The organism is Streptomyces sp. CB02366, from assembly GCF_001905905.1.
Classification (GTDB): domain Bacteria; phylum Actinomycetota; class Actinomycetes; order Streptomycetales; family Streptomycetaceae; genus Streptomyces.
Genome location: NZ_LIVT01000001.1, coordinates 1,135,126 through 1,158,089 on the forward strand (window position 1 = coordinate 1,135,126; position 22,964 = coordinate 1,158,089).

At 73.1% G+C, this 22,964-nt stretch carries 20 protein-coding genes; 11 read left to right on the top strand and 9 right to left on the bottom strand.

Annotated elements, in window-relative coordinates:
* Window positions 1–46: 46 nt before the first annotated feature.
* Window positions 47–700, top strand: a complete 654-nt coding sequence (locus tag AMK24_RS05025; protein ID WP_073765296.1) for a class I SAM-dependent methyltransferase — start codon at window positions 47–49, stop codon at window positions 698–700.
* 1,403 nt (window positions 701–2,103) lie between these two features.
* Here AMK24_RS05025 and AMK24_RS05030 read toward each other — a convergent pair.
* Window positions 2,104–2,550, bottom strand: coding sequence for a VOC family protein (locus tag AMK24_RS05030; protein WP_073765298.1), 447 nt, complete (start codon window positions 2,548–2,550; stop codon window positions 2,104–2,106).
* A gap of 89 nt (window positions 2,551–2,639) precedes the next feature.
* Between AMK24_RS05030 and pip the strand changes: the two genes are divergently transcribed.
* Window positions 2,640–3,614, top strand: a complete 975-nt coding sequence (pip, locus tag AMK24_RS05035) for a prolyl aminopeptidase (protein ID WP_073765300.1) — start codon at window positions 2,640–2,642, stop codon at window positions 3,612–3,614.
* Window positions 3,615–3,740: 126 nt separating this feature from the next.
* Here the strand turns inward: pip and AMK24_RS05040 are convergent, their stop codons facing one another.
* Window positions 3,741–3,914, bottom strand: a complete 174-nt coding sequence (locus AMK24_RS05040) for a CsbD family protein (RefSeq protein WP_073765302.1) — start codon at window positions 3,912–3,914, stop codon at window positions 3,741–3,743.
* A 122-nt stretch (window positions 3,915–4,036) separates the two neighbouring features.
* On the opposite strand from AMK24_RS05040, the gene AMK24_RS34565 reads away from it, so the two are divergent.
* The 5 genes from AMK24_RS34565 (at window position 4,037) to AMK24_RS05065 (ending at window position 8,746) form a co-directional block, all read left to right on the top strand.
* Window positions 4,037–4,429, top strand: coding sequence for a DUF5133 domain-containing protein (locus tag AMK24_RS34565; protein WP_242434908.1), 393 nt, complete (start codon window positions 4,037–4,039; stop codon window positions 4,427–4,429).
* 27 nt (window positions 4,430–4,456) lie between these two features.
* Entirely contained in the window at window positions 4,457–4,897 is a 441-nt protein-coding gene (locus AMK24_RS05050) for an ATP-binding protein (RefSeq protein WP_073765304.1), read from the top strand.
* A gap of 315 nt (window positions 4,898–5,212) precedes the next feature.
* Entirely contained in the window at window positions 5,213–6,937 is a 1,725-nt protein-coding gene (locus AMK24_RS05055; protein WP_073765306.1) for a diacylglycerol kinase family protein, read from the top strand.
* A complete protein-coding gene (locus AMK24_RS05060) occupies window positions 6,937–7,890 on the top strand; it encodes a YihY/virulence factor BrkB family protein (protein WP_073765308.1) in 954 nt (317 codons plus the stop codon). The genes AMK24_RS05055 and AMK24_RS05060 overlap by 1 nt, the downstream gene beginning before the upstream one ends.
* Window position 7,891: 1 nt before the next feature.
* Complete coding sequence (locus AMK24_RS05065; protein ID WP_073765310.1) at window positions 7,892–8,746, top strand: phosphatase PAP2 family protein; 855 nt, start codon at window positions 7,892–7,894, stop codon at window positions 8,744–8,746.
* A 134-nt stretch (window positions 8,747–8,880) separates the two neighbouring features.
* On the opposite strand, the gene AMK24_RS05070 is transcribed toward AMK24_RS05065, so the two are convergent.
* The gene (locus AMK24_RS05070; RefSeq protein ID WP_073765312.1) at window positions 8,881–9,351 is read right to left on the bottom strand and encodes a hypothetical protein; all 471 of its coding nucleotides are present in this window, start codon (window positions 9,349–9,351) and stop codon (window positions 8,881–8,883) included.
* A gap of 267 nt (window positions 9,352–9,618) precedes the next feature.
* Here AMK24_RS05070 and AMK24_RS05075 point away from each other — a divergent pair, with 267 nt between their 5' ends.
* Window positions 9,619–9,861 (top strand): DUF6411 family protein, encoded by a 243-nt coding sequence (locus AMK24_RS05075; RefSeq protein ID WP_073765314.1) that lies wholly within the window; start codon window positions 9,619–9,621, stop codon window positions 9,859–9,861.
* A gap of 163 nt (window positions 9,862–10,024) precedes the next feature.
* On the opposite strand, the gene AMK24_RS05080 is transcribed toward AMK24_RS05075, so the two are convergent.
* From AMK24_RS05080 to AMK24_RS05095, 3 genes are all read right to left on the bottom strand, one after another.
* The gene (locus tag AMK24_RS05080; RefSeq protein WP_073765316.1) at window positions 10,025–11,014 is read right to left on the bottom strand and encodes an aldo/keto reductase; all 990 of its coding nucleotides are present in this window, start codon (window positions 11,012–11,014) and stop codon (window positions 10,025–10,027) included.
* Between the two features lie 383 nt (window positions 11,015–11,397).
* The gene (locus AMK24_RS05090; RefSeq protein ID WP_073765318.1) at window positions 11,398–12,732 is read right to left on the bottom strand and encodes an MFS transporter; all 1,335 of its coding nucleotides are present in this window, start codon (window positions 12,730–12,732) and stop codon (window positions 11,398–11,400) included.
* Window positions 12,733–12,869: 137 nt separating this feature from the next.
* Window positions 12,870–13,310, bottom strand: a complete 441-nt coding sequence (locus AMK24_RS05095; RefSeq protein ID WP_073765320.1) for a MarR family winged helix-turn-helix transcriptional regulator — start codon at window positions 13,308–13,310, stop codon at window positions 12,870–12,872.
* 134 nt (window positions 13,311–13,444) lie between these two features.
* Here AMK24_RS05095 and AMK24_RS05100 point away from each other — a divergent pair, with 134 nt between their 5' ends.
* A complete protein-coding gene (locus tag AMK24_RS05100) occupies window positions 13,445–13,705 on the top strand; it encodes a hypothetical protein (RefSeq protein ID WP_073765322.1) in 261 nt (86 codons plus the stop codon).
* Between the two features lie 44 nt (window positions 13,706–13,749).
* On the opposite strand, the gene AMK24_RS05105 is transcribed toward AMK24_RS05100, so the two are convergent.
* Window positions 13,750–15,204, bottom strand: a complete 1,455-nt coding sequence (locus AMK24_RS05105) for an NCS2 family permease (RefSeq protein ID WP_073765324.1) — start codon at window positions 15,202–15,204, stop codon at window positions 13,750–13,752.
* Window positions 15,205–15,468: 264 nt separating this feature from the next.
* On the opposite strand from AMK24_RS05105, the gene AMK24_RS05110 reads away from it, so the two are divergent.
* The gene (locus AMK24_RS05110) at window positions 15,469–15,801 is read left to right on the top strand and encodes a DUF2530 domain-containing protein (protein ID WP_073765326.1); all 333 of its coding nucleotides are present in this window, start codon (window positions 15,469–15,471) and stop codon (window positions 15,799–15,801) included.
* Between the two features lie 130 nt (window positions 15,802–15,931).
* On the top strand, window positions 15,932–18,499 hold the full coding sequence (locus AMK24_RS05115; RefSeq protein ID WP_073765328.1) for an HAD-IC family P-type ATPase: 2,568 nt from the start codon (window positions 15,932–15,934) through the stop codon (window positions 18,497–18,499).
* A gap of 75 nt (window positions 18,500–18,574) precedes the next feature.
* On the opposite strand, the gene AMK24_RS05120 is transcribed toward AMK24_RS05115, so the two are convergent.
* Both AMK24_RS05120 and AMK24_RS05125 read right to left on the bottom strand, forming a co-directional pair.
* The gene (locus tag AMK24_RS05120; RefSeq protein WP_073765330.1) at window positions 18,575–19,432 is read right to left on the bottom strand and encodes a DUF5707 domain-containing protein; all 858 of its coding nucleotides are present in this window, start codon (window positions 19,430–19,432) and stop codon (window positions 18,575–18,577) included.
* Between the two features lie 191 nt (window positions 19,433–19,623).
* Window positions 19,624–22,833 carry a sacsin N-terminal ATP-binding-like domain-containing protein gene (locus AMK24_RS05125; protein ID WP_073765332.1) on the bottom strand — a complete coding sequence of 1,070 codons (3,210 nt, stop codon included), beginning with the start codon at window positions 22,831–22,833 and terminating at the stop codon, window positions 19,624–19,626.
* Window positions 22,834–22,964 lie beyond the last annotated feature (131 nt).

A 22,964-nucleotide genomic window follows, 5' to 3' on the forward strand; every position in this document is an offset into this window, starting at 1 on the left:
GCGCGGAGGGCGGGGCCCTCGCCCGTCACCTACTGAGAGAGGCGCCGTGCCCGCACGTCACGACATCGCAGCCGAGACGGAACTCTGGGACACCTACGCCGCGACGGCGTTCAAGGACGACATGGAGCCGACGTTCTGCTGGACGCAGTACGCCGGCCACGGCCCGGGGCCGGAGCTTCTCGGTGACCCGACGACCACGCTGGAGATCGGCTGCGGCACCGGCCGGGCGCTCGCCTTCCTCGCCGAGCGCGGGATCAAGGCGACGGGTATCGACCTATCGCCGGCGATGGTGAAGAAGGTGACCGCGAGGTGGGCCGGTACGGGGGCCGACTTCGTCTGTGGCGAGGTGTTGGAGACCCTTGCTGCGGACCCGGCGACGTATGACGCCATCTACTCGATCTTCGGCGCGGTGTGGTTCACCGACCCGGCCCGGCTGCTCCCGCTCGTCGCGGACCGGCTTCGGCCGGGCGGGGTCCTCGCGTTCTCCCATCCTCCGGCGATCCCCGGGGCATACGGGCCGCAAGGCATGTACAAGGGCGGGTTCACCGGACGGGCTATGTACACCTACCGGTACAGCTACACCCCGCGTCGGTGGACCGGCCTTCTCGAGCGGGCCGGCTTCCGCGACGTTGACGCCCGGGTCGTGGAGGCTCCGGATGTCGGGCACATCGGGACGCTCCTGGTGACCGCTCGCCGCTGACCCTGCGCCCGGTGATCTCGAAAGCCCGGCAGTACGCTGCCGGGCTTTCGTCATTCCGGTGTTAGGGCGTGTTTCGAAAGTAGCGCCGTCCGCCCGGAGGGCGGGCTCGGCGGCGTCCGGTGCGTGCGATCGCAAGGCGGAGGGCCGCCCCGATACCGGTTGTATCGGGGTGGTCCCGACAACGCGGCGAGCGTGCGTGCCGGGCGTCGCCGAACAGGCGGGACTTTCGAAACACGCCCTAGAACCCGGCAGGGGAATAGTGATCGACCGTTCGGCCTTCTGGTGACGGTTTGGTGGGTTCTGCGCCGCTCGTCCCGCGCAGCCGCCAAGGTCGGGGCTTACGAACGGGTGGTCCTTGGTTGAACTGCTGCTAATTTGCCGGTCTGGCCTAAGACGATGCCCCAGGGGCCACCCTCGCGTGCGCGGGGACCATGACTCGACGCTGGACCAGGTGATCCGGGTCGAGGGACCGCCCCCCCGCGTGCGCGGGGACCACTTCGCCGATCTCGTCGGCGCTCCATCCGGTGCGGGACCACCCCCGTATGCGCGGGGACCACCCGCGTGACCGGACCAAGATCGTTCTTGCCCAAGGACCACCCCCGCGTGCGCGGGGACCACCAAGATTAGGGCGCATCTTCGGTTCCTTCGTGGGGACCACCCCCGCGTGCGCGGGGACCACCGAGGTGGCGGCATGAGCAACCACCCGACCCTGGGACCACCCCCGCGTGCGCGGGGACCACTCATGGCCTTGTCCTCTGAGGGGTGGTGAGTGGGGACCACCCCCGCGTGCGCGGGGACCACACCCGGGCCTGGAAGCGAGAGGCGCCGACGGTGGGACCACCCCCGCGTGCGCGGGGACCACCTCCAAGCGCCCCTGCTGCACCCATCCGTCGAGGGACCACCCCCGCGTGCGCGGGGACCACAGTTCGTGACCTGCGGGTTTAGGTGGCGGGGTAGCGGTTTTTACTTACTTCTTGAGAAACCGGCATACTTCACCTTTTTCACATTCCACGGCATCGCCGCTCCCCCTGAGCGCGAACGGTCAGCGGGCGGGGCCCAGGTCTGCCCGTGCAACCCGGTTCCAGCTCACCGTAAGGCGCGACGCGCCCCGATCACCACGGTACCGGCCGGATTCGTGGGCGCTTCCGTGCCGTCAAGGGCCGGATGCGTCAGGCGGGGCATGCGCAGTTCATCCACCTCGCCATCGAAACGGGCGGCCCCTCGGGCAGCGGGGTGAAGTCACCCCCCCCAACGAGGAGGCCACCGGGGTGGGCCGTGGTCCATGCCCGTTCCACAGCCACCGCGAAGTCCTTGTGCGGAGAGCGCCCGTGCGCGGACTTGAGGCACGGGCGCGGAAACGGTCCGGCGCGGACGGCTTCTCGGGGTTCTACGGCCCCTGGACGCTACGAGTTGGACGCCGGAGGGGCCGCCGCCACGCAGAACTCGTTGCCCTCGGGGTCGGCCATCACCACATGGTGCTCATCGACCTCCGCCACCACGGACCCGCCCGCCGCCACCAGCCGCGCGGCCTCCGCGCGGATACGGTCCCACCGTTCGGCGGGGGTGCCGTGGACCGCGATCCGCACGTCGATGTGCAGCCGGTTCTTCGCGGTCTTCGGCTCGGGGACCTTGAGGAGGGAGAGCCGGGGGCCGATGCCGTCCGGGTCGCAGAGCCAGGCTCCGTCGTCGACCGTCTCGCCCTCCGGCAGGTCGAACTGGGCGAGCCATTCCTCCCGGGTCGCGAACGGGGGCGGCGGGGGCTGGTCCACGTATCCCAGGGCCGACTTCCAGAAGGCGGCGAGGAGTTGGGCGTCGGAACAGTCCAGGGTCAGATCGATGCGTACCGGCATGCCCGGAACCGTAGGAGATGCCTCCGCTCGGCGCATCCGCGTAACGTGGCCCATCCCCCACCGCCCACCGCACCGAGAGGGAGGCCGCCGTGCGTCGCGAGCCGAACGACCCGTATCCGCCGATCGAACCCTACGAGAGCGGCATGCTGGACGTCGGGGACGGCAACCTCGTGTACTGGGAGGTGTGCGGCAACCCGGACGGCAAGCCCGCCCTCGTGGTGCACGGCGGCCCCGGCTCGGGGAGCACGCCCCGCTCGCGGCAGTACTTCGACCCGGACCGCTACCGGGTGGTCCTCTTCGACCAGCGGGGCTGCGGGCGCTCGACCCCGCACGCGAGCGATCCGGCGACGGACATGGCGTACAACACGACGGCGCACCTGATCTCCGACATGGAGCGCCTGCGGGAGCACCTGAACATCGACAAGTGGCTTCTGTACGGGGGATCGTGGGGCTCGACACTGATCCTGGCGTACGCGGAGGAACACCCGGAGCGGGTCACGGAGGCGGTCATCCCCTCGGTGACGACGACCCGCCGCAGCGAGATCGACTGGCTCTACCGGGGCGTCGGCCACCTCTTCCCCGAGGCGTGGGACGCCTTCCGCGCGGGCGTTCCCGAGACGAGCGACCCCGCCGGCCTGGTCGCCGCGTACGCCCGCCGCATGGAGAGCGAGGACGCCGCCGTCCGGGAGAAGGCCACGGCGGACTGGTGCGCCTGGGAGGACGCGGTGGTCTCGATGGAGGCGGTCGCGGGCCCGCCTCCGTACAGCGGGCGACCGGACCGCGACCAGCAGGCCCTCGTCCGGATCTGCAGCCACTACTTCTCCCACGGGGCCTGGCTGGGGGAGGGCCAACTCCTCGCCCGCGCACACCGCCTGGCCGGCATCCCGGCCGTCCTGATCCACGGCCGCTTCGACCTGGCCGGCCCTCTGGTCACCGCCTGGGAACTCGACCGCGCCTGGCCGGACGCCCGCCTGACGGTCATCGACAACGCGGGCCACATGGGCGGCCCGAAGACCCGGCGCGCGGTACTGGAGGCGCTGGACGGGTTCGCGGGCAAGGGGTGAGGCCGGAGCGAAGGAAAAAGGCTGCCGAGGCCGGGGCCCCGGACCCGGACAGCGGCCGGGGCGGGTCGGCGCCGGGCCCCGCGGAGGCGGACTGCGCGGGGCCCGGCGCCGCCAGGTGAGGGAGCGTCAGTCGGTCAGGGTGTCCTTGATCTTCTCCTTGGCCTGGCGGGCGTCGCCCTTGGCCTGCTCGGCCCGGCCCTCGGCGGTGAGGCGTTCGTTGCCGACGGTACGCCCGGCGACTTCCTTGATCTTGCCCTTGGCCTGCTCGGTCTTGGCCCGGCTCTTCTCGTCAGCAGCCATGTCACTCACCTCGTGATGTGGTCGGCGTGTGCGATCAGTCACCGCCTGACCGCCCTCGCCCCCTTCAAACCTGTCTCCACCCGTGCGGACCATTCCCCCGAAAACGGCTGCGGGAAGAAGACATGACAGAGGGGTGCCCCGGGCACAAGGTGTGCCACATCGCCCCTGCGACGGCTGGTGAGGACACGATGCTGATCCCGAGCCCGGAAGCCATGCGGACCCTGCTGGCCCGCTACAACGAGTTGCAGCTGCGCCACTCCCAGGACTCCGACTACGAACTGCAGCGGAGCCTGGAGGACGTGACGTACACGCTCTGTGTGAGTACCGGCACCCGTACCGTCCACGACGCCCTGCTCGTCGCCGACACGATCCTGCGGAGGGCGGCGGCCGAGGAGGAGGCGGCGTCGGGCGCCCCCGCCCACCCCGGGACGGGCCCGCGTGTGGCGGGTCGGCGCACGACAGGTGAGCGCGTGAGGGCTGCGCGTCCGGCCATTCCGAAGCCGCGGGCCCTCTGACCCGTACCGTACGAAAGGAGTCGGCTCGTGGAGAACGAGGGAGCCGACAGGGGAAACCTCGTGTGCCGGCCGAGGACGGCCGCCGAGGCGCGCCAGGAGGTGGAGTACGCCCTCTATCCGCTGCGCTGCGCGCCCGACGCCCGGTACCGGACGGCCCATCAGGACGGGGTCTGGGACGCCGTGATCGTCGCCTCCGAACTCGTCGGCCATGTGCTCCACCACCGGGCGGGCGCTTCCCGGGACTGCTTCCTCGTCTGCACCCTGAACTGCGGCGAGATCACCATCAGCGTCACCGACCCCTGCGACGAGGTCCTGCCCGCCTCGCCCATCGCCCCGGACCCGCGTCGCGGCGGGCTGGAGGGGTTGGGCTGGTGGCTGGTCCACCATCTCGCCGACCACGTCGACATCGTGCGGCTGCCCGAGGGGGGCCGGGCCATCACCGCAGCCGTGCCGCTCTCCGGGCCCTGAGCCCCTGAGCCCCGGCGGCCCGGCAGCCCGTGGACCGCGAGCCGACGACCCACCCGCCCAGCGACCCGCAGGCCCGCCGACCCGATCCGCAGGCCCACCTATCCGCCGACCCACCGCCCCGACCCGGCCCGCCGCCGTACCGGACGCGCCCGACCGACCGCCCGCCCGTGCCACCGCACAGCCGGAATGCGTACGCCGCCGGGAAGCCTGACCCGCGCACGAGAGGGCATACGGCGAAGCGCCGAGGGAGAACAGGCTCCCGCGAACCGCCGCCGGGCGAAGCAGACGCCGGGCGGAGCAGACGGGGGGAACCCGATGGACACCACCGTGACGAGAAGAGAGCCGCAGGGGCCGGGAGAGGCCGCGGACCGGGGTGCGCCCGCCCCCCGACGCCCCGGCCGCTCCCCCGCCCTCACCAGCGGAGCCGGACACGCGGCGGTCCGCGTCGCCGCCTTCGCCGTCTGCCAGGCGGCCTTCATGGTCGGCATCGGTCTGCTGATCACCGGACCGGCCCGGGGCCTGTGGCCGGTGACGGCGGAGGACGCGGTCGTCGAGGCCCTCGTCCGCGCCCGCACCGGCACGCTCGACGCGCTCTCCACGGCCGTCTCCGCCCTCGGGGACACCGCCACCGTGGTCGGCCTCACCTTCCTCGTCTGCCTCGCACTGGTCCTGGCGCCCCGGCTGCCCCGGCGGCGCGAGGCCGTCTTCCTCGCCGCGGCGGTGTCACTCCAGTCGGCGGTGTTCGTCCTGATCACCGCCTGCGTGGACCGGGCCCGCCCGGACCTGGAGCGCCTGGACGGCTCCCCGCCCACCTCCAGCTACACCTCCGGGCACACCGGAGCGGCCACCGCCCTGTACGCCGGTCTCGCCGTCCTGGTCCTGTCCCGGGTACGCGCCCCGTGGCGCAGGCCGCTGGCCGCCCTGCTGCTGCTGGTTCCGCTCCTCGTGGGGCTGGCGCGGCTGTACCGGGGCATGCACCACCCCACCGACGTGGCGGGTGGGCTGGCGAACGGCACGCTCTCCCTTCTCGTCGTGGGGCGGGCCGTGCTGCCCGGCCACTCCTGGGCGGCACGGCCCCCCGCCGACGCCCTGGCCATCGCCGTGGCCGCCGCCGGACACCGGCCCGCCCCCGCGCGGAAGCACGCCACCGTCATCGTCAACCCGACGGTGACCGACCGGGCCACCCGGGAGCGGCTGAGGCTGGTCCTCGCCCGACACGGTTACCGCGACGCCCCGTTCGTCGAGACCACCGTGCAGGACCCGGGCGGCGGCCGGACGGCCGAGGCCCTGCGCGCCGGGGCCGAGCTGATCGTGGTCTGCGGCGGCGACGGCACGGTCCGCGCGGTGGCGGACGCCCTGGCCGGCACGGGCGTCCCGCTGGTCCTCGTACCGTGCGGCACCGGCAACCTGCTGGCCCGCAACCTGGGCCTGCCCCTCGCCCCCGCCGAGGCCCTGGCGGCGGGCCTGGCCGGCGGCCCCCGGGCCCTGGACCTGGGCCGGATCGAGGGCGACGGGTTCCCCGCCGTCCACTTCACGGCGATGGCCGGGGCGGGGCTGGACGCGGTGATGCTGGAGGAGACGTCCGACCGCGCCAAGTCGCTCCTGGGCTGGCCCGCGTACGTCCTGGCCGGGGTGAAGGCGCTGCGCGCGCCCCGGATACGGCTGACCGTCCGCCTGGACGGCGGGCCGGAACTGCGCCGCACCGCCCGGATGGTCCTCATCGCCAACGTGGGGGCCGTCCAGGCGGGCGCGGCACCGGTCCCCGCCGCCCGGCCCGACGACGGGCTGCTGGATCTCGCGCTCTTCGATCCGCAGGGCGTGGGCGGCTGGCTGCGCACGGCGGGAGTGCTGCTGGGCGGGGGCCGGGGCGCGGGCGAGGGGCGACCGGTGGAGTTCCACACCTTCCGCCGCGCCGAACTGTCCTTCACCCGGCCGCAGTCGCGGGAGGTCGACGGCGACCCGGTGGGCCCCGGGCTCCGCCTCGCCGCAGAGGTCCGGCCCGGCGCGCTGACCGTCATGCTCCCCGGGCGGGGACGCTGATGGGGACCGCGACCCGGGTTCCGGTGACCCGTGACATGAGCGGGGACGAACTCTCCGGCGACGAGGCGTTCGCGGCCCTGCGCCGGTACGGCCGCTGGGCCCTGATGCGGGACGCCTTCACCCGTTTCCGGTACGCCGACGGCTTCAGCCACGCCCGCGCGCTGGCCCTCCAGACGATCCTGGCGACCGTTCCCCTGGTGATCGCCTTCGTCGGGCTGTCGGCCGAACTGCACACCGAGAGCGTGGGCAGAATCGCCGAACTCACCATCCGCGGCCTCAGCGAGGGTCCGAGCGCCGACGTGGTGGACGACGCCCTGGGCCGCCACCGGCGGAGCGACGGCGACGGCCCCGAGATCGCCCTCTGGCTGGGGCTCGCCTTCTCCCTCGCCAACGTCACCACCGCGATGTGCCAGATAGAACGCGGCGCCAACCGGATCTACGGCGTGGAGCGGGACCGCGTCTTCCACCGCAAGTACCTGCGCGGACTGGTGATGGCCCTGAGCGCCGGCATCCCGCTCGGCATCGGCTCCGTGATGATGGTGGCGGGCGGGGAACTCGTCGCGGCCGTCACCTCCGTGTACGGGCTGGGCGACGCCGCCCGGGAGGCGGGGGACCTGCTCCGCTGGCCGCTCGGCTTCCTGCTCGCGCTCGTCTCGGCGAGCGCGGTCTTCCGCCGCTCCCCGCGCCGCAAGCAGCCGGGCTATACGTGGCTGGCCTTCGGGGCGGCCGTCTACCTCGTCCTGTGGACGGCGCTGACCTGGCTCCTGAGCCTCTACCTCGGGATCAGCGGCTCCTTCGACACCGTCTACGGACCCCTGAGCGCGTTCATGTCGCTGCTCCTGTGGGCCTACCTCACCTCCATAGCCCTCTTCGTCGGACTGGCCTTCGCCGCCCAACTGGAGGCCGTCCGGGCCCGCGCACCCGGACCGATCACCCCCGACCCCGGAGCCTGACGTGCCACGACCCACCGCTCGCCCTCCCGTACCGGACCCCACCGGGCCCGGCTCCGAACGGACCCGCCGTGCGGACCGCCGCCTCGGCGTGCGGCTGGCGGTCGCGCTCGCGGCCGGGGCGGCCGCCGCGGTCCCGTTCGCGCTGCTGGCGGTCCTCGTCGAAGGGGCGTGGCCGCCGCTGCGGCGCGTGGACGCGGGCGCGGCCCACCGGCTGCACGCGGTGGCGCTGGACCATCCGGCGTGGACGGCGACGCTGCGCGTCCTCTCAGACTGGGTGTGGGACCCCGCGACGCTGCGCACGGCGGTCGCGCTGCTCACCGTGTGGCTGCTGTACCGGCGGGCGTGGCGGCTCGCGGCGTGGGCGGCGACCACCGCGATCGGCGGCGCGCTGATCGGGGTGCTCGTGAAGGTCGTGGTGGAGCGGGCCAGGCCCTCGCTGCCGGCCCCGGTGGCCCACGCGCCGGGCTACTCGTTCCCCTCGGGCCACGCGATGACGGCCGTCACGTCGTGCGCCGTCCTCCTGCTGGTCCTGCTGCCGCTGGTCCCGCGCGGGTGGCGCGGGCCGTGCTGGGCGGCGGCGGGGCTCTCCGTCCTGGGCGTCGGGTTCACCAGGGTCGCGCTCGGCGTCCACTGGTTCAGCGACGTCATCGGCGGGTGGCTGCTGGGCGGGGCGGTCGTCGTCCTGACCGGCTGGGCCTTCGCGGCATGGCGGAGGGATGCGGGCCGCCCCCGTACGGAGGTGTCGGAAGGGCTCGAACCCGAACTGGCCGACGACCGCCCGGAGCCGGAGGCGTACAGCGCTCCGAACGGCCCGGCGAGCAGCCCGGCGAGGGGCACAGACGACCGGCGCTCCTGAGCGGCCGGGGACGCGGTCAGCGCTCCCGACCAGCCCGGGCGGGGCCGGTGCCTGCGGTCGGCCGGCCCCGGCGGGCGCCCTGGCCCGGCCGGAGCGTCCGCCGGACCAGGGTGCCCGGACCGGCCGGGCCGGGGTCAGTACCCCTGGCCGGCCAGGAAGGACGCGAAGTCCAGCGTCAGGGACCGGGCCTCGGGTACGTTCGCTCCGTCCTCCCCGTCCACCAGCACGAACACGCAGACGTCCCGCCCCGCCCGCACCACCCACATGGCGCGGTCGCCGTCCCTCAGCAGAGCGAGTTCCAGCTCGCTCCCGGTGACGGCGTCGGACACCGCCTCGCGGCTCTCGCGCCGCCACAGGACGTCCGCGATCCGCAGGCCCCTCTGATGGACAGTCTCCTCGCACACCGTGCGCAGGGCCTCGACGTCGTCCGGGCCGCCCGCCACCGACCGGAAGTAGGGGAGGCCGTCCTCGTCACCGCGCCCCGCGACGGCGAAGAACCCCGCCTCGGCGGAGAACGCGGCGGCCGCCCGCACGGGCGACGGCGTCTCGCCGAGGGTCAGATGCGTACGGAGGGCCTCGCCCCACTGTTCGGCCACCGGGGTCATCGGTGCCTCCTCTTCGTCGACTGCCGCTCGGCGCAGAATCTCCTGCCCTGGTATTCCCCGGCCAGACGGGTTCCTCCGCACCCGTACGGAAAGCCTCGCGGACGAGTCGCGAACGCGCGCCGGATTCAGCGGCCGGGGAAGGGGCACACGTGGCAAGCACCGCTTCCGGACGCCCCCACGACGACGGCGACCCAGGACACAGGTCCAGAAGACAGCTCCAGGACCCCGCGTCAACGCCCCGTCACCGCACCAGGACAAGGAGTCGCCATGATGATCGTAGGAGTAGTCGCCGTCTGCGTCGTTCTCGCCGTACTCGCCTTCCTCGTACCGCGCCTCTCCCGCCACCCGGAACGCGGCACCCAGCGCACGCTGGGCGCGGGCTCCCGGGCCGGCGGCAAGGCCCCCGGCGTCCTGGGCCGCATCTTCAGCAAGCCGTTCCGCAGCAGCTCCAAGGCCGTCGGCCGCAGCGGCTCGGCCGGTCGGCGCGCCCGCGGCCACATGCCGTTCTGAGCCGGGCGGCGCACGAACGCCGGTGTGAGCCCCGGGGGCGCACGAACGCCGGGTCCGAACCGCGGCGACGCGCGCGAACACCCGAAGGGCCCTCCCGCCCCACGCCTGAAGGGTCCTCCCGTCACGACGCGGACGGGAGGGCCCTTCCGTTACGACGGCGGCGCTACCAGGCGAACGCCTCCGGCGACGGGCCCGGCCCGGGGAAGATCTCGTCCAGACCCGTGAGCACGGCCTCCGGAAGGTCCAGTTCCAGGGCGCGCAGGGCGCTGTCCAGCTGGTCGGCGGTGCGCGGGCCGACGATCGGGCCCGTGACGCCGGGGCGGGTCAGCAGCCACGCCAGGGCCGCCTCGCCAGGCTCCAGGCCGTGCTTGTCGAGCAGGTCCTCGTACGCCTGGATCTGCTGACGGGTGGCGGGGTCCGCCAAGGCGTCGGCCGCCCGGCCCGAGGCGCGGCGGCCGCCCTCGGCGGTCTTCCGGATGACGCCGCCCAGCAGCCCGCCGTGCAGCGGGGACCAGGGGATGACCCCGAGTCCGTACTCCTGCGCGGCCGGGATGACCTCCATCTCGGCGCGGCGTTCGGCGAGGTTGTAGATGCACTGCTCGCTGACCAGGCCGAGGGAGCCCCGGCGGGCCGCCTGCTCGTTGGCCTGGGCGATCTTGTAGCCGGGGAAGTTCGAGGAACCGGCGTAGAGGATCTTGCCCTGCTGGACCAGGACGTCGATCGCCTGCCAGATCTCGTCGAACGGCGTGTTCCGGTCGACGTGGTGGAACTGGTACAGGTCGATGTGATCGGTCTGGAGGCGCTTGAGCGAGGCGTCGACCGCCCGCCGGATGTTCACGGCGGAGAGCTTGTCGTGGTTCGGCCAGGCCTCACCGTCGGCGCCCATGTTCCCGTACATCTTGGTGGCCAGGACCACCTTGTCGCGACGGCCGCCGCCCTGGGCGAACCAGGTGCCGAGGATCTCCTCGGTGCGCCCCTTGTTCTCGCCCCAGCCGTAGACGTTGGCCGTGTCGAAGAAGTTCAGGCCCGCGCCGAGCGCGGCGTCCATGATGGCGTGGCTGTCCGACTCGTTGGTCTGCGGGCCGAAGTTCATCGTCCCGAGGACGAGCCGGCTGACCTTGAGTCCCGTACGTCCGAGCTGTGTGTACTCCATGGGTCCCCAGCCAACTCCTTCGAGTCCACTCCAGGCAAGCGCCCACGTCCGGGCGGGCAGGTGCGGCGGGCCCGCGGGCCGGTCCGCCGACGCGGCCCGCCCGGCTCAGCCGCCGAGGGCGGCCCCCACGGCGACGACGACGAACATCAGCACGAGCACGGCCGCCATGACGCGGTTTCTGGTCTTCGGGTCCACCCTTCGAGCGTAACGGCTCCGCCCCCGGGGCCTGCGGCCAGGCCCGGCCCGCCGCCCGGCCTCCTCAACGGCCTCGTCCTCGCGACCGACGCCTTCCCCCGCGACTGACGCCCCGCACACGAAGGACGCCCTCCTCCCGGGAGACCGGGAGGAGGGCGTTTCGCGCGTGCGGGGCCGTGCCCGCCGCTCTACGCCGCCGTCGCCAACTGCTCGCGCGGGACGAAGCGGACGTGGGGGCGGCCCGGGCGGAGGTCCACCTTCAGGCGGAGTCCGCCGACGCGGGCCAGGGCGAAGCCCACGGCCAGGGCGGCGATCACCGAGATCGCACCGCCGGCCGCGAAGCCGACGCGGGCGCCGTACGTGTCGCTGATCCAGCCGACGATCGGGGCGCCCACCGGCGTGCCCCCGGCGAAGACCATCATGTACAGGCTCATCACCCGGCCGCGCATCTCCGGGTCCGCGGCCATCTGGACGCTCGTGTTCGCGGTGATGTTCGTCGTCAGCCCGAGCATCCCGATCGGGACCAGCAGGAGCGAGAACAGCCAGACGTACGGGGAGAGGGACGCGGCGATCTCCAGCAGCCCGAAGGCCGTGCCCGCCGCCACCAGCATCCGCAGCCGCGAGGAGCGGCGGCGGGCCGAGAGCAGCGCGCCGGCCAGCGAACCGGCCGCCATGAGGATGTTGAAGAACGAGTACATGCCCGCGCCGCCGTCGAAGATCTCGTCGGCGAAGGCGGTCAGCCAGATCGGGAAGTTGAAGCCGAAGGTGCCGACGAAGCCGACCAGGACGATCGGCCAGACCAGGTCGGGGCGGCCCCGGACGTAAGCGAGGCCCTCGCGGAGCTGGCCCTTGGCGCGGGGCACGGTCACCGAGGCGTGGAGTTCGTCTCTGCGCATCATCAGCAGGCCGACGAGCGGGGCCAGGAAGGAGAGGCCGTTGAACAGGAACGCCCAGCCGCTGCCGACCGTGGTGATCAGGACGCCCGCGACGGCGGGGCCGATGAGCCGGGCGGACTGGAAGTTCGCCGAGTTCAGGCTGACCGCGTTGCGCAGGTGCGCGGGGCCGACCATCTCGGAGACGAACGACTGCCGGGCCGGGTTGTCGACGACGGTCACCATGCCGAGGAGGAAGGCGACCAGGTAGACGTGCCAGACCTCGACGACCCCGGTCAGGGTCAGGACGGCGAGCGCGATGCCGCACAGGCCGAGCATGGCCTGGCTGACGAGCAGGATCTGCCGCTTCGGGAGCCGGTCGGCTATGACGCCGCCGTACAGGCCGAACAGCAGCATGGGAAGGAACTGGAGGGCCGTGGTGATGCCGACGGCCGTCGCGGAACCCGTCAGGCTCAGGACGAGCCAGTCCTGCGTGATGCGGGACATCCAGGTACCGGTGTTGGAGATCACGGCGCCCGTGGCGAACAGGCGGTAGTTGCGGATCTTCAGCGACGAGAAGGTCCCGCCGGTCGTGCTCTCGTGGGTGGAAGTCGGTGCGGGGGCGGAGTCTGCTCCGGATCCCGTACTCAAAAGGGTTCATCTCCTCGGGCGTCTGCGGTGTTCGGTCCGACGAGGACGTGACGACGGGCGCTCCGGCGGGGGCCCGGTGCGGACCGGACGGCGTACGTCCGGTCCGGCGGCGGGTCATCGTCGGCGCGCCCGTGGGGTCACAGGTGGGCGAGCTTCTCCAACACGGGCGCGGCGGCCCGAAGCGTCTCCCACTCGTCCTCGTCCAGGCCCTCGGCGAGATGGGTCAGCCAGGCGTTCCGCTTGGTGCGGCTCTCCGCGAGCATGGCCTCGGCCTGCTCGGTCTGGCTGACCATCTTCTGCCGACGGTCATCGGGGTGCGGTTCCAGCCTGACCAGCCCCTTCGCTTCCAGCAGCGCGACGATGCGGGTCATCGACGGAGGCTGGACGTGCTCCTTGCGGGCCAGCTCGCCGGGGGTGGCCGAGCCACAGCGGGCGAGGGTGCCGAGCACCGACATCTCGGTGGGGCTCAGCGACTCGTCGACCCGCTGGTGCTTGAGGCGACGGCCCAGCAGCATCACGGCGGAGCGGAGGGAGCTCACGGCGGCGGCACTGTCGCCGTCGTGGATCAGGTCAGGCATGTTTGTTAGCGTAACTCATTACCCTACCTAAATACCACTCGGTAGTGCAGGTGCGGAAATCTACTCACCCGAACGAGTGAGTTCGGAGCGGAAAGTGACGCGAGGAACACTCCGGGGCGGCGACCCTGCTGGGCATGGGATCGACAGTACTCAGCCTGCGGATAGACGGTGAGCTGCTCGACCGGCTCCGGCAGCACGCCGCCAAACGCGGAATGAGCGTCCAGGACTACGTGGTCCGGACGCTCATTCGCGACGACTTCGACGAACGCTTCACCGCGGCCGTCGAGGAGACGGAGAAGTTCTACGGCGACTCCGGCGGGAGCGTGACGCCCCCGGCCGGCGGGGCCGGCGACGCCACCACCCATGTGATGGGGGTGACACCGCCGGTCACCTGACGGGGGCGGTTGTGCCGGTCACCCGACGAGGGCGGCGCCCCGGGTCACGTGAGGCCGAGCGCCGGCATCGCGTAGTAGAAGACGAACACCGCCGCCACCGCGTACATGGCCACCGGGACCTCACGGCCGCGGCCGGCCGCCAGCCGCAGCACGGCGAAGGCGATGAAGCCGATGCCGATGCCGTTGGTGATCGAGTACGTGAACGGCATCATCAGCATCGCGAGGAACGCCGGGATCGCGAGCGTGTGGTCGCTCCAGTCGATGTCCCGCACCGAGCCCGCGATGATCAGGAAGCCGACCGCCAGCAGGGCGGGCGTGGCCGCCTGCGAGGGGACCATGGTCGCCAGCGGGGTGAGGAACAGCGCCACCGAGAAGAGCAGGCCGGTCACCACGCTCGCCAGCCCGGTCCGGGCGCCCTCGCCGACGCCCGCGGTGGACTCCACGAAGCACGTGGTGGCGGAGGAGGAGCTGGCGCCGCCCGCCGCGACCGCGACGCCGTCCACGAGCAGCACCTTGTTGATGCCGGGGAAGTTGCCGTCCCGGTCCATCAGCTTCGCCTCGTCCCCGACGCCGAGGATGGTGCCCATCGCGTCGAAGAAGCAGGACAGCAGCACGGTGAAGACGAACAGGACGCCCGTCAGGACGCCGACCTTCTCGAAGCCGCCGAACAGGCTGACCTGGCCGAGGAGCCCGAAGTCCGGCGTGGAGACCGGGCTGCCCGGCCACGAGGGCGTCGTCAGACCCCACGCCCCCTCGGGCAGGCCCGCGATCGCGTCGATGACCACGGCGACGACCGTCATCGCGACGATGGAGATGAGGATCGCGCCGGGCACCTTGCGCACGATCAGCGCGAGCGTCAGCAGCGTGCCGAGCACGAAGACCAGCACCGGCCAGCCGTTGAGGTGGCCGTCGCCGCCGAGCTGGAGCGGCACGGTGGTGTGCGCGGCGTCCGGCATGCGCGAGACGAAGCCCGAGTCGACCAGGCCGATCAGCAGGATGAAGAGGCCGATCCCGATCGCGATGCCCTTGCGGAGCGATTTCGGCACGGCGTTCATCACGCGTTCCCGCAGCCCGGTGGCGACCAGCAGCATCACCACGATGCCCGCGAGGACGACCATGCCCATCGCGTCGGGCCAGCTCATCCGGGGGGCGAGCTGGAGCGCGACGACGGTGTTGACGCCGAGGCCGGCGGCGAGCGCGATCGGCACGTTGCCGATGACGCCCATCAGCAGCGTGGAGAAGGCGGCGGACAGCACCGTGGCGGTGACCAGCTGCCCGTTGTCGAGCTGGTGGCCGTACATGTCCTTCGCGCTGCCCAGGATGATCGGGTTGAGCACGATGATGTACGCCATCGCGAAGAACGTGGCGAACCCGCCGCGGAACTCCCGGGCGACGGTGGACCCCCGCTCGGAGATCTTGAAGAACCGGTCCAGGCTGCCCTGGGACTGCGGAGCCGACGGGGGCGGGGTGTCGACCGGAGCGGTGGCCGAGGGGGACATGGGTGACCTCAGTCGTACGTAGGGAGGTAAGGCGGGGCGCTACCAGGCGGGAAGCAAAGGGACGAAAGGTGATCGCATTTGGATGTTCAGACGAAGAATTCGAGCCAACCCAAAGCAGATTCAGTATGAATACATCAAGCGAAGATCGCTATCTCCGCGCGTAGACCCGTGGCGCCACTGGGGCCCGGACGCCTTCCCGCAGCCTCCCCGGCCCCCGTGCCCGCCGATCGGAGAGCCTCCGGACCCGCCCCATACACTGAGGTCATGGAGAAGTGGACCCCGAAGCACGAGGCGCCCGAACCCCTGGAGGGCCCCGTCGTCGCCACCGTCGTCGGCGGCACGATCCTCTGGTTCGTCCTCTTCCTCGCCCAGCTCCCCTTCTACGGCTGGTTCGCGGACCGCGGCCACACCTGGTGGGTGTGGACCCCGCTGGCCGGCGCCGGACTCGGCCTGATCGGCATCTGGTACGTGCGCGGGCGCGACGCCGCCCTCAAGCGGCACGCGGCCCGGGCGGCGGCGAAGGACGCCGCCGGAGCGGAGGCCGAGGGCAGCGCGCTGGGCGCCGGACGGACGGGCCGCCCCGACCGGCTCGGTTGAGGCGCCGGTCCGGGCCGACCGGGGCCGGGCGCACCCCCGTACGACCACAGGCCCGACTTCGTCCTCCCGTGGTCGGATCTTCACCCCTCCCGGTGGGTGGTTCCCCGGGTACGCCCGTAACGTCGGAGCCATGACGCAGCGGGCACTCGATTCCTCCGGAGGACAGACCCCCGGACGCGGGGAGCACTCCCCCGACACCTCCCGGTCCTCCCGGAACCCCCCGGCCTCGCGGCAGGCCGGGATCGACGCGGGGGCGGAACTCGATCCCGTCCACCCCGTGGACCCGCCGCCGGCCCGCCGGTCCGCGGGGCTGAGCGCCGCCGAGGTCGCCGAACGGGTCGCCCGCGGCGAGGTCAACGACGTCCCCGTACGCTCCTCCCGGTCGGTCGCCGAGATCGTCCGGGCCAACGTCTTCACCCGGTTCAACCTGATCATCGGCGTGCTCTGGGTGATCATGCTGTTCGTCGCGCCGATCCAGGACAGCCTCTTCGGTTTCGTGATCGTCGCCAACACCGGCATCGGCATCATCCAGGAGTGGCGGGCCAAGAGGACCCTGGACAGCCTCGCGGTGATCGGCGAGGCGAAGCCGACCGTGCGCCGCGACGGGGTGGCCGCCGAGATCTCCACCTCCGGGATCGTCCTCGGCGACCTCGTCGAGCTGGGCCCGGGCGACAAGGTCGTCGTGGACGGCACGGTCGCGGAGGCCGACAGTCTGGAGATCGACGAGTCGCTGCTCACCGGCGAGGCCGACCCGGTGGTCAAGCGGGCCGGCGACCAGGTGATGTCCGGCAGCTTCGTCGTGGCGGGCGGCGGGGCGTTCACCGCGACCAAGGTGGGCCGCGAGGCGTACGCGGCGCAGCTCGCGGAGGAGGCGTCACGCTTCACGCTCGTCCACTCCGAGCTGCGCAGCGGCATCAGCACGATCCTGAAGTACGTCACCTGGATGATGGTTCCGACCGCGATCGGGCTGATCATCAGCCAGCTCGTCGTGAAGGACACCGACTTCAAGGACTCCGTCGCCCGGACCGTCGGCGGCATCGTCCCGATGATCCCCGAGGGCCTGGTCCTGCTCACGTCGGTGGCCTTCGCCATCGGGGTCGTACGGCTCGGCCGCAAGCAGTGCCTGGTGCAGGAGCTGCCCGCCATCGAGGGGCTCGCCCGGGTGGACGTGGTCTGCCTGGACAAGACGGGCACGCTCACCGAGGGCGGCATGGACGTCAGCGAGGTCCGGCCGCTGAACGGGGGCGACGAGGCGTACGTCCAGCGGGTGCTGCGGGCCTTCGGCTCCTCGGACTCCCGGCCCAACGCCAGCCTCCAGGCCATCGTCGACGCGTACCCGGCGGACGGCGGGGACGCCGGAGGCAGCGGCGCGGACGGCGGCGGCACGGGGACCGGTGACGCGGAGGCGTGGACGGTCACCGACGCGATGCCGTTCTCCTCGGCGCGCAAGTACAGCGGCGCCGCGTTCACCGAGGCGGACGGGACGGCCTCCGCCTGGCTGCTCGGCGCCCCCGACGTCCTGCTGTCCGAGGGCGACCCGGTCCTCGGGCAGATCGAACAGCTCAACGAGCAGGGCCTGCGGGTGCTCCTGCTGGCCCGCGTCCCGGGCGGCGCGCCGGCCGCGCCCGGCGCGGCCGACGAGGCCGTCCCCACCGCCCTGGTCGTCCTGGAGCAGCGGCTGCGCCCGGACGCGGGCGACACGCTCGCGTACTTCGCGGACCAGCACGTGGCCGCCAAGGTCATCTCCGGCGACAACGCGGTCTCGGTCGGCGCGGTCGCCGGGAAGCTGGGCCTGGCGGGCGCGGAGAACACGCTGGACGCCCGCCGGCTGCCGAGCGACCCGGACAAGATGGCCACGGCCATGGAGCGGAACGCGGTCTTCGGCCGGGTCACCCCGCAGCAGAAGCGGGAGATGGTGGCCGCCCTCCAGTCGCGCGGCCACACGGTCGCGATGACCGGAGACGGCGTGAACGACGTCCTCGCGCTCAAGGACGCGGACATCGGCGTCTCGATGGGCTCGGGCTCGGAGGCGACGCGCGCGGTGGCGCAGATCGTGCTGCTGAACAACAGCTTCGCGACGCTGCCCTCGGTGGTGGCCGAGGGCCGCCGGGTGATCGGCAACATCACCCGCGTCGCGACGCTCTTCCTGACGAAGACGGTCTACTCGGTGCTGCTGGCGATCCTGGTGGTCTGCACCCAGGTGGAGTACCCGTTCCTGCCGAGGCACCTGACCCTGCTGTCGACGCTGACCATCGGCGTCCCGGCGTTCTTCCTGGCCCTCGCGCCGAACAAGGAGCGCGCCCGGCCCCACTTCGTACGGCGCGTCATGCGGTACGCGATCCCCTCGGGCGTCCTCGCGGCGGCGTCCACCTTCGCCACGTACCTGCTGGCCCGCCACCACTACTCCGGGGCGGGCGCGCTGGAGGCCGAGACGAGCGCGGCGACGCTGACGCTGTTCCTGGTCTCGATGTACGTCCTGGCGATCATCGCCCGCCCCTACACCTGGTGGCGCGTGGCCCTGGTGGCGGCGATGGGGCTCGGCTTCCTGATCGTGCTCGTGGTGCCGTGGCTCCAGGACTTCTTCGCGCTGAGGCTGGTGGGCACGGTGATGCCGTGGGCGGCGGTCGGCGTCGCGGCGGCGGCGGCCGTCCTGCTGGAGTTCGTCTGGCGCTGGGTGGGGCGGCGCTTCGGGGCGTAGGGGCGGCCACGGACACGGAGAAGCCCCCGGGAGGACCGCCGTCCTCCCGGGGGCTTCTCCGTGTGCCCGCGGTGACTACTTCACGTCGAGGTAGTCACCGGCGGCCGAGACGGCCGGGGTGCTCGGCGTGCCGACGAAGCTGTAGCGCCAGTGACCGTCGGCCGAGGCCTTGACGGTGGTCTTCAGGGCGCCGGTCGAGCTGGTCTTGACGGTCTTGACCGTCGTGTAGCTCTTGGCGCCCTTCTTCTTGAACTGGAGCTTCACGGACTGGCCGCTGTAGCCCTTGTACGTGCCGGTCTCCCAGTTCGCACGGGTCAGCTTGCCGGTGACCGTGATGGTCTTGCCCTTCTTCACCGGCTCCGGCGAGGCGTTCACGGTCAGCTTCGAGAACCGCTGGACGCGGACCTTGGAGGCGGTCTCCCGCAAGACCTCCTCGTCGTCGTTGGCGACGGCGACGGCGCCGACGCGCCACCAGGTCGCGTCCGAGTTGATCAGGAAGGCGGGGTCGAGGGTGATGGTGCCCTTGCAGGTCGTGGTGGTGGCGTTGACCGCCTTGCAGGAGATCGACTTCTCGTTCGGGTCGAAGCCGAAGCTGTCCTCGTCGTCGAGGGACGAGCCGATCCAGAGGAACGCGGCGGCCCCGGCGATGCCGGAGTCGTCGGTGGCCGTCACGGTGTAGGGCACCGTCTGCTTCGACTTGGTGCCGACCGCGATCGGCTTGCCGCCGTTGACGACCGCCGAGGTGATCGTGCCGTTGCCGTACGCGGTGGCGGCGAAGGCACGCTGCGACTTCTCCCCGGCCGAGGGCTGGGGGGCGGTGAAGCCGCGGTCCACGGTCCAGGAGCGACCGTCATCGGCCTGCGCGGCCGGTACTGCGAAAGCGGAAAGGGCCAGGGCGCCGGTGACGGCGGCCACGGTGGCACGAATACGCATGTGTCCCCAAGTGGAGAAGGGGCCCCGGGGCGCGCTCGTGTCGTCAGCCCGGCGGGGCCCATCTGATCCATGAGCCTCTTGGCTCACTGGAACAGACATGCGAACCAGGTGAACGGTTGTACATCTCCATGACTTTTCTGTGAAGCCGCCCGGTCCGCGTGCCGCCGCCCCCCGGCCCCCTCCGGGCCGGCTCAGTCGAACCAGCGGTCCCGGGCCAGTTCGTCCGTCCGGGACGGGTCCTCCAGCAGGGCCGCGACCTCGAAGCGGCGGGGCCACTGGCCCGCCGCCCAGGCCAGGCCGGCCGCCACGCCCTCCAGGGTGGCGGCGTGGACGGTGCCGTCCGGGGTGCGGCGCCAGTCCAGTTCGACGCCGCCCGCGCGCAGTTCGGTGTGCTCGACGTACGTTTCCGGGGTGCCGGGGCCCAGCAGGACGCGGACGGAGTCCGGTACGCGGTGCTCCTCGCCCTCACCGGTGACGTCCGCCTCGACCGTCTCGCCGAGGCGGCGCACCTGGAGCAGGTCGGCCAGGTCGGCGGCGCGGGACGGGGCGACCGGGAGCAGGGGGAGGCCCTCGGCGAGGGGCAGCACGTCGGGGGCGTCCGCGATCACGGCGTCGGCCGCGTCGACCACCACCACCTCGCCGTCCACCACGGCCCGCAGCTCGTCCGGCAGCGTCACCCGGTCCGGGTCCAGGTCGGCCAGCGCCGTGTAGAGGGCGTGCAGGTGTACGGGGGTGACGGGGCGGTCCTCGTCGGCGAGGCGGCCCAGCAGTTCGGCCGCGCCGCCCGGTTCGTCCAGGAGGGCGTCCACCGAGGTCCGCACGCCGAGGGCCCGCAGCACCTCGACGTCCTCGAAGCCGGTGGCGTCCACCGCGTCGTAGAGCCCGGCCAGCCGGGGGTCGCCGCCCGCCGCGCGCAGTCCGGCCGGGCGGCGGCCGTCCAGCACGGGGTGGTCGCGCAGCCACCACGCGGTGTACGGGCGCACGGACCGCGTGGTGCCGTCCGGGAGCAGCACCCGTACCGGCTGGGTCAGCGCGTCGCGCAACGGCGGCCGCGCCAGCATCGCGAGCGCCTGCGGCCAGGCGCCGTCGTCCACCAGGTCCAGGTCCCGTACGGCGACGATCTCGGTGGCGACGGGCGGCACCGGGGTCTCGGGCAGCTGGTCGAGCAGGTCCTCGCACCACACGTCGACGGCGTCCAGCAGTCCGGCGTCGTCGGGTTCGGCGAAGTCGCCGTCGCGGGGGTCCAGTTCGTCCGGGTCGAGGACGACGTCGGTGGCCCGCACGAGGGCGAAGGCGGCGAGCACCCCGCAGGCGGTGAGCGGGGCTTCGCCCCATCGGTCGGCCAACTCCTGGTCGATGAAACCCAGTTCCCCCTCCCGCATGATCTGCGCGAACGGGCTGCCGGGGAGGACGAGTTCGCCCGCCGGGGCCGGTTCGCCGTCCTCGTCGGGGAGGGCGAGCGCGCCGAGCCAGGGTTCGTCGCCGGGGCCGAGTTCGGCGTCGCGCACCAGGGTGAGGACGGTCTCCGCCAGTTCGTCGGCGTCGAGCGCGTCCTCGTCCCAGATCTCGCCCGCGTCGAGCGATCCCGCGACGGCCGCCCGCACCTGAGGGGTCGTCAGCACGGCGCGGGGGGTGGCGGGCAGGGACCCGAGCTTCTCCAGCAGGGGGTGGGCGGCGTCGGGGTGGGCGACCTTGAGGCCGAGCCGGGAGAGCCGGGCGAGCAGGGGGCCGGTGAGCGCGTCCGGGAGGGGCAGCAGGACCTGGCGCGGTCCGATCACGGTGCGCGGCGGGCGGTCCGCCCGCTCGTCCTCCGGGTCGCCCGCGAGCGGGACGGGGAGGCCGGTGAGCCGGTCGGGGTCGGTGCCCGCGAGGCTGTCGTAGAGCCTGCGCCACCAGGCGGGGTCGCGTTCCAGTCCGGCGAGGCGGTCGATCGCCTCGGTCAGCGGAACCCGGGCCACCCCGAGGGTGCGCAGCTCGGTGCGCCGCTCCAGACCGGCGGGCAGCAGGCAGGGCAGCACCTCGGCGAGCACCCGTACGGTCCCGGCCCCGACGCCCTCCACGACCTCGGCCTCCACGGGCCGCAGGGCCGAGGCGGTGTCCTGCGCACGGTCGCGGTCCTCTTCCCAGTCGTCCCCCCAGCCCTCCCGGTCGGCCTCGGGGTCGCGGGGCGCGGCGGGCTCCAGGAACGCGATCCGGGGCAGCCGGTCCAGGACCGCCGCGCGCAGGGCCCCGTCGAGGCCGCCCTTGCCGAGCCGGCCGGGCACCAGGTCGATGGTCCCGGTGGACACCGGCCGCCAGCCGCCCAGCAGCTCGGCGTAGGCGTCGGCCGCCCGCTCCACCAGGAAGTCGGTGAGCGGCCCCGGCGCGGGGTGCCTGCGGGCGGTGTCCAGCGGGAAGGAGGCGATGAGCAGGGCGGGGACGCCGAGCGGTTCGTCGGTCGGCGTCGGGGCGTGCACGACGGGGGCCGTACGGGGGTGGAGCGGGGCGCCCTCCTCGTCGACCGGGACCGCCCAGGTCACCGACCAGTGCGGGCGCAGCCGCTCCTCGACCGGGCGGTCGGCGAGCAGGGCGGGCTCGACGGGTCCGTGGCGGAAGACGGTGCGCCAGCGGTTCAGCCCGTGGGCGGTGTCGTCGATGTGGATGTACGGGCCGTGGACCGAGCGGGTCAGGGTCCGCGTCCCGTCCGGGGTCTCGACGACGACCTCGTCCAGGCCGGGCAGCGTGAGCAGCAGCGCGTCGTCCACGGCGGCCAGCAGCCGGGTCGCCAGGTCCTCGGCGGTGCCGTCGCGCAGGGGCAGCACGACGACGGTGTCGTACCCCTGGGGCGCCGAGCCCTCGGCGGGCAGCGGCAGCCGCAGCAGCGGTACGTGCCCGTCGCGGCGGCGCAGTTCGTCACCGAGGCCGGGGGAGCCGACGGCCGCCTGACGGGCCAGTTCGCGGGCCTCTGCCAGCGACCAGCGGACCCCGCCGTGGACGCCGAGGACGGCGGGCTCGTCGCTGACCGCGAGGACGGCGGCGAACCCGACGCCGAAGCGGCCCACGGCGGACTCGTGGCCCTCGCGCTTGGCGGAGGCCCGCAGGGTGGACAGGGACTCCACGCCGGTGGCGTCGAGCGGGGCCCCGGTGTTGGCGGCGGCCAGGACGCAGCGGCCGTCCGGGTCGCCGGGGGCGGCGGGGTGCAGGGTGAGGCGGAGCCGGCCCGGCACGCGGGCGCGGGCGGCGGCGTCGGCGGCGTTCTGGGCCAGTTCGACGACGAGCCGGTCGCGGTAGCCGCCGAGCGCGAGGTCCTCCTCGGCGTTGGCGTCCTCCCGGAACCGGGCGGGCCCGGCGCCCCACGCGTCGAGCACGCCGCGCCGCAGCCGTGCCGTCCCGAACGGATCGGCCCCCTCGGTCGCCTTCATGCTCACGCTCTCGACTCCGTTCGGTGAGGGGAGGCCGTGGTGCCCCTGCGGCCCAGTGTGCGCCCGAAGGTACCGCGCGTGCCGCGCCGAGGGCGTACGACGCCCGCCCGGCGCTCGGCGATCCGGGCCTT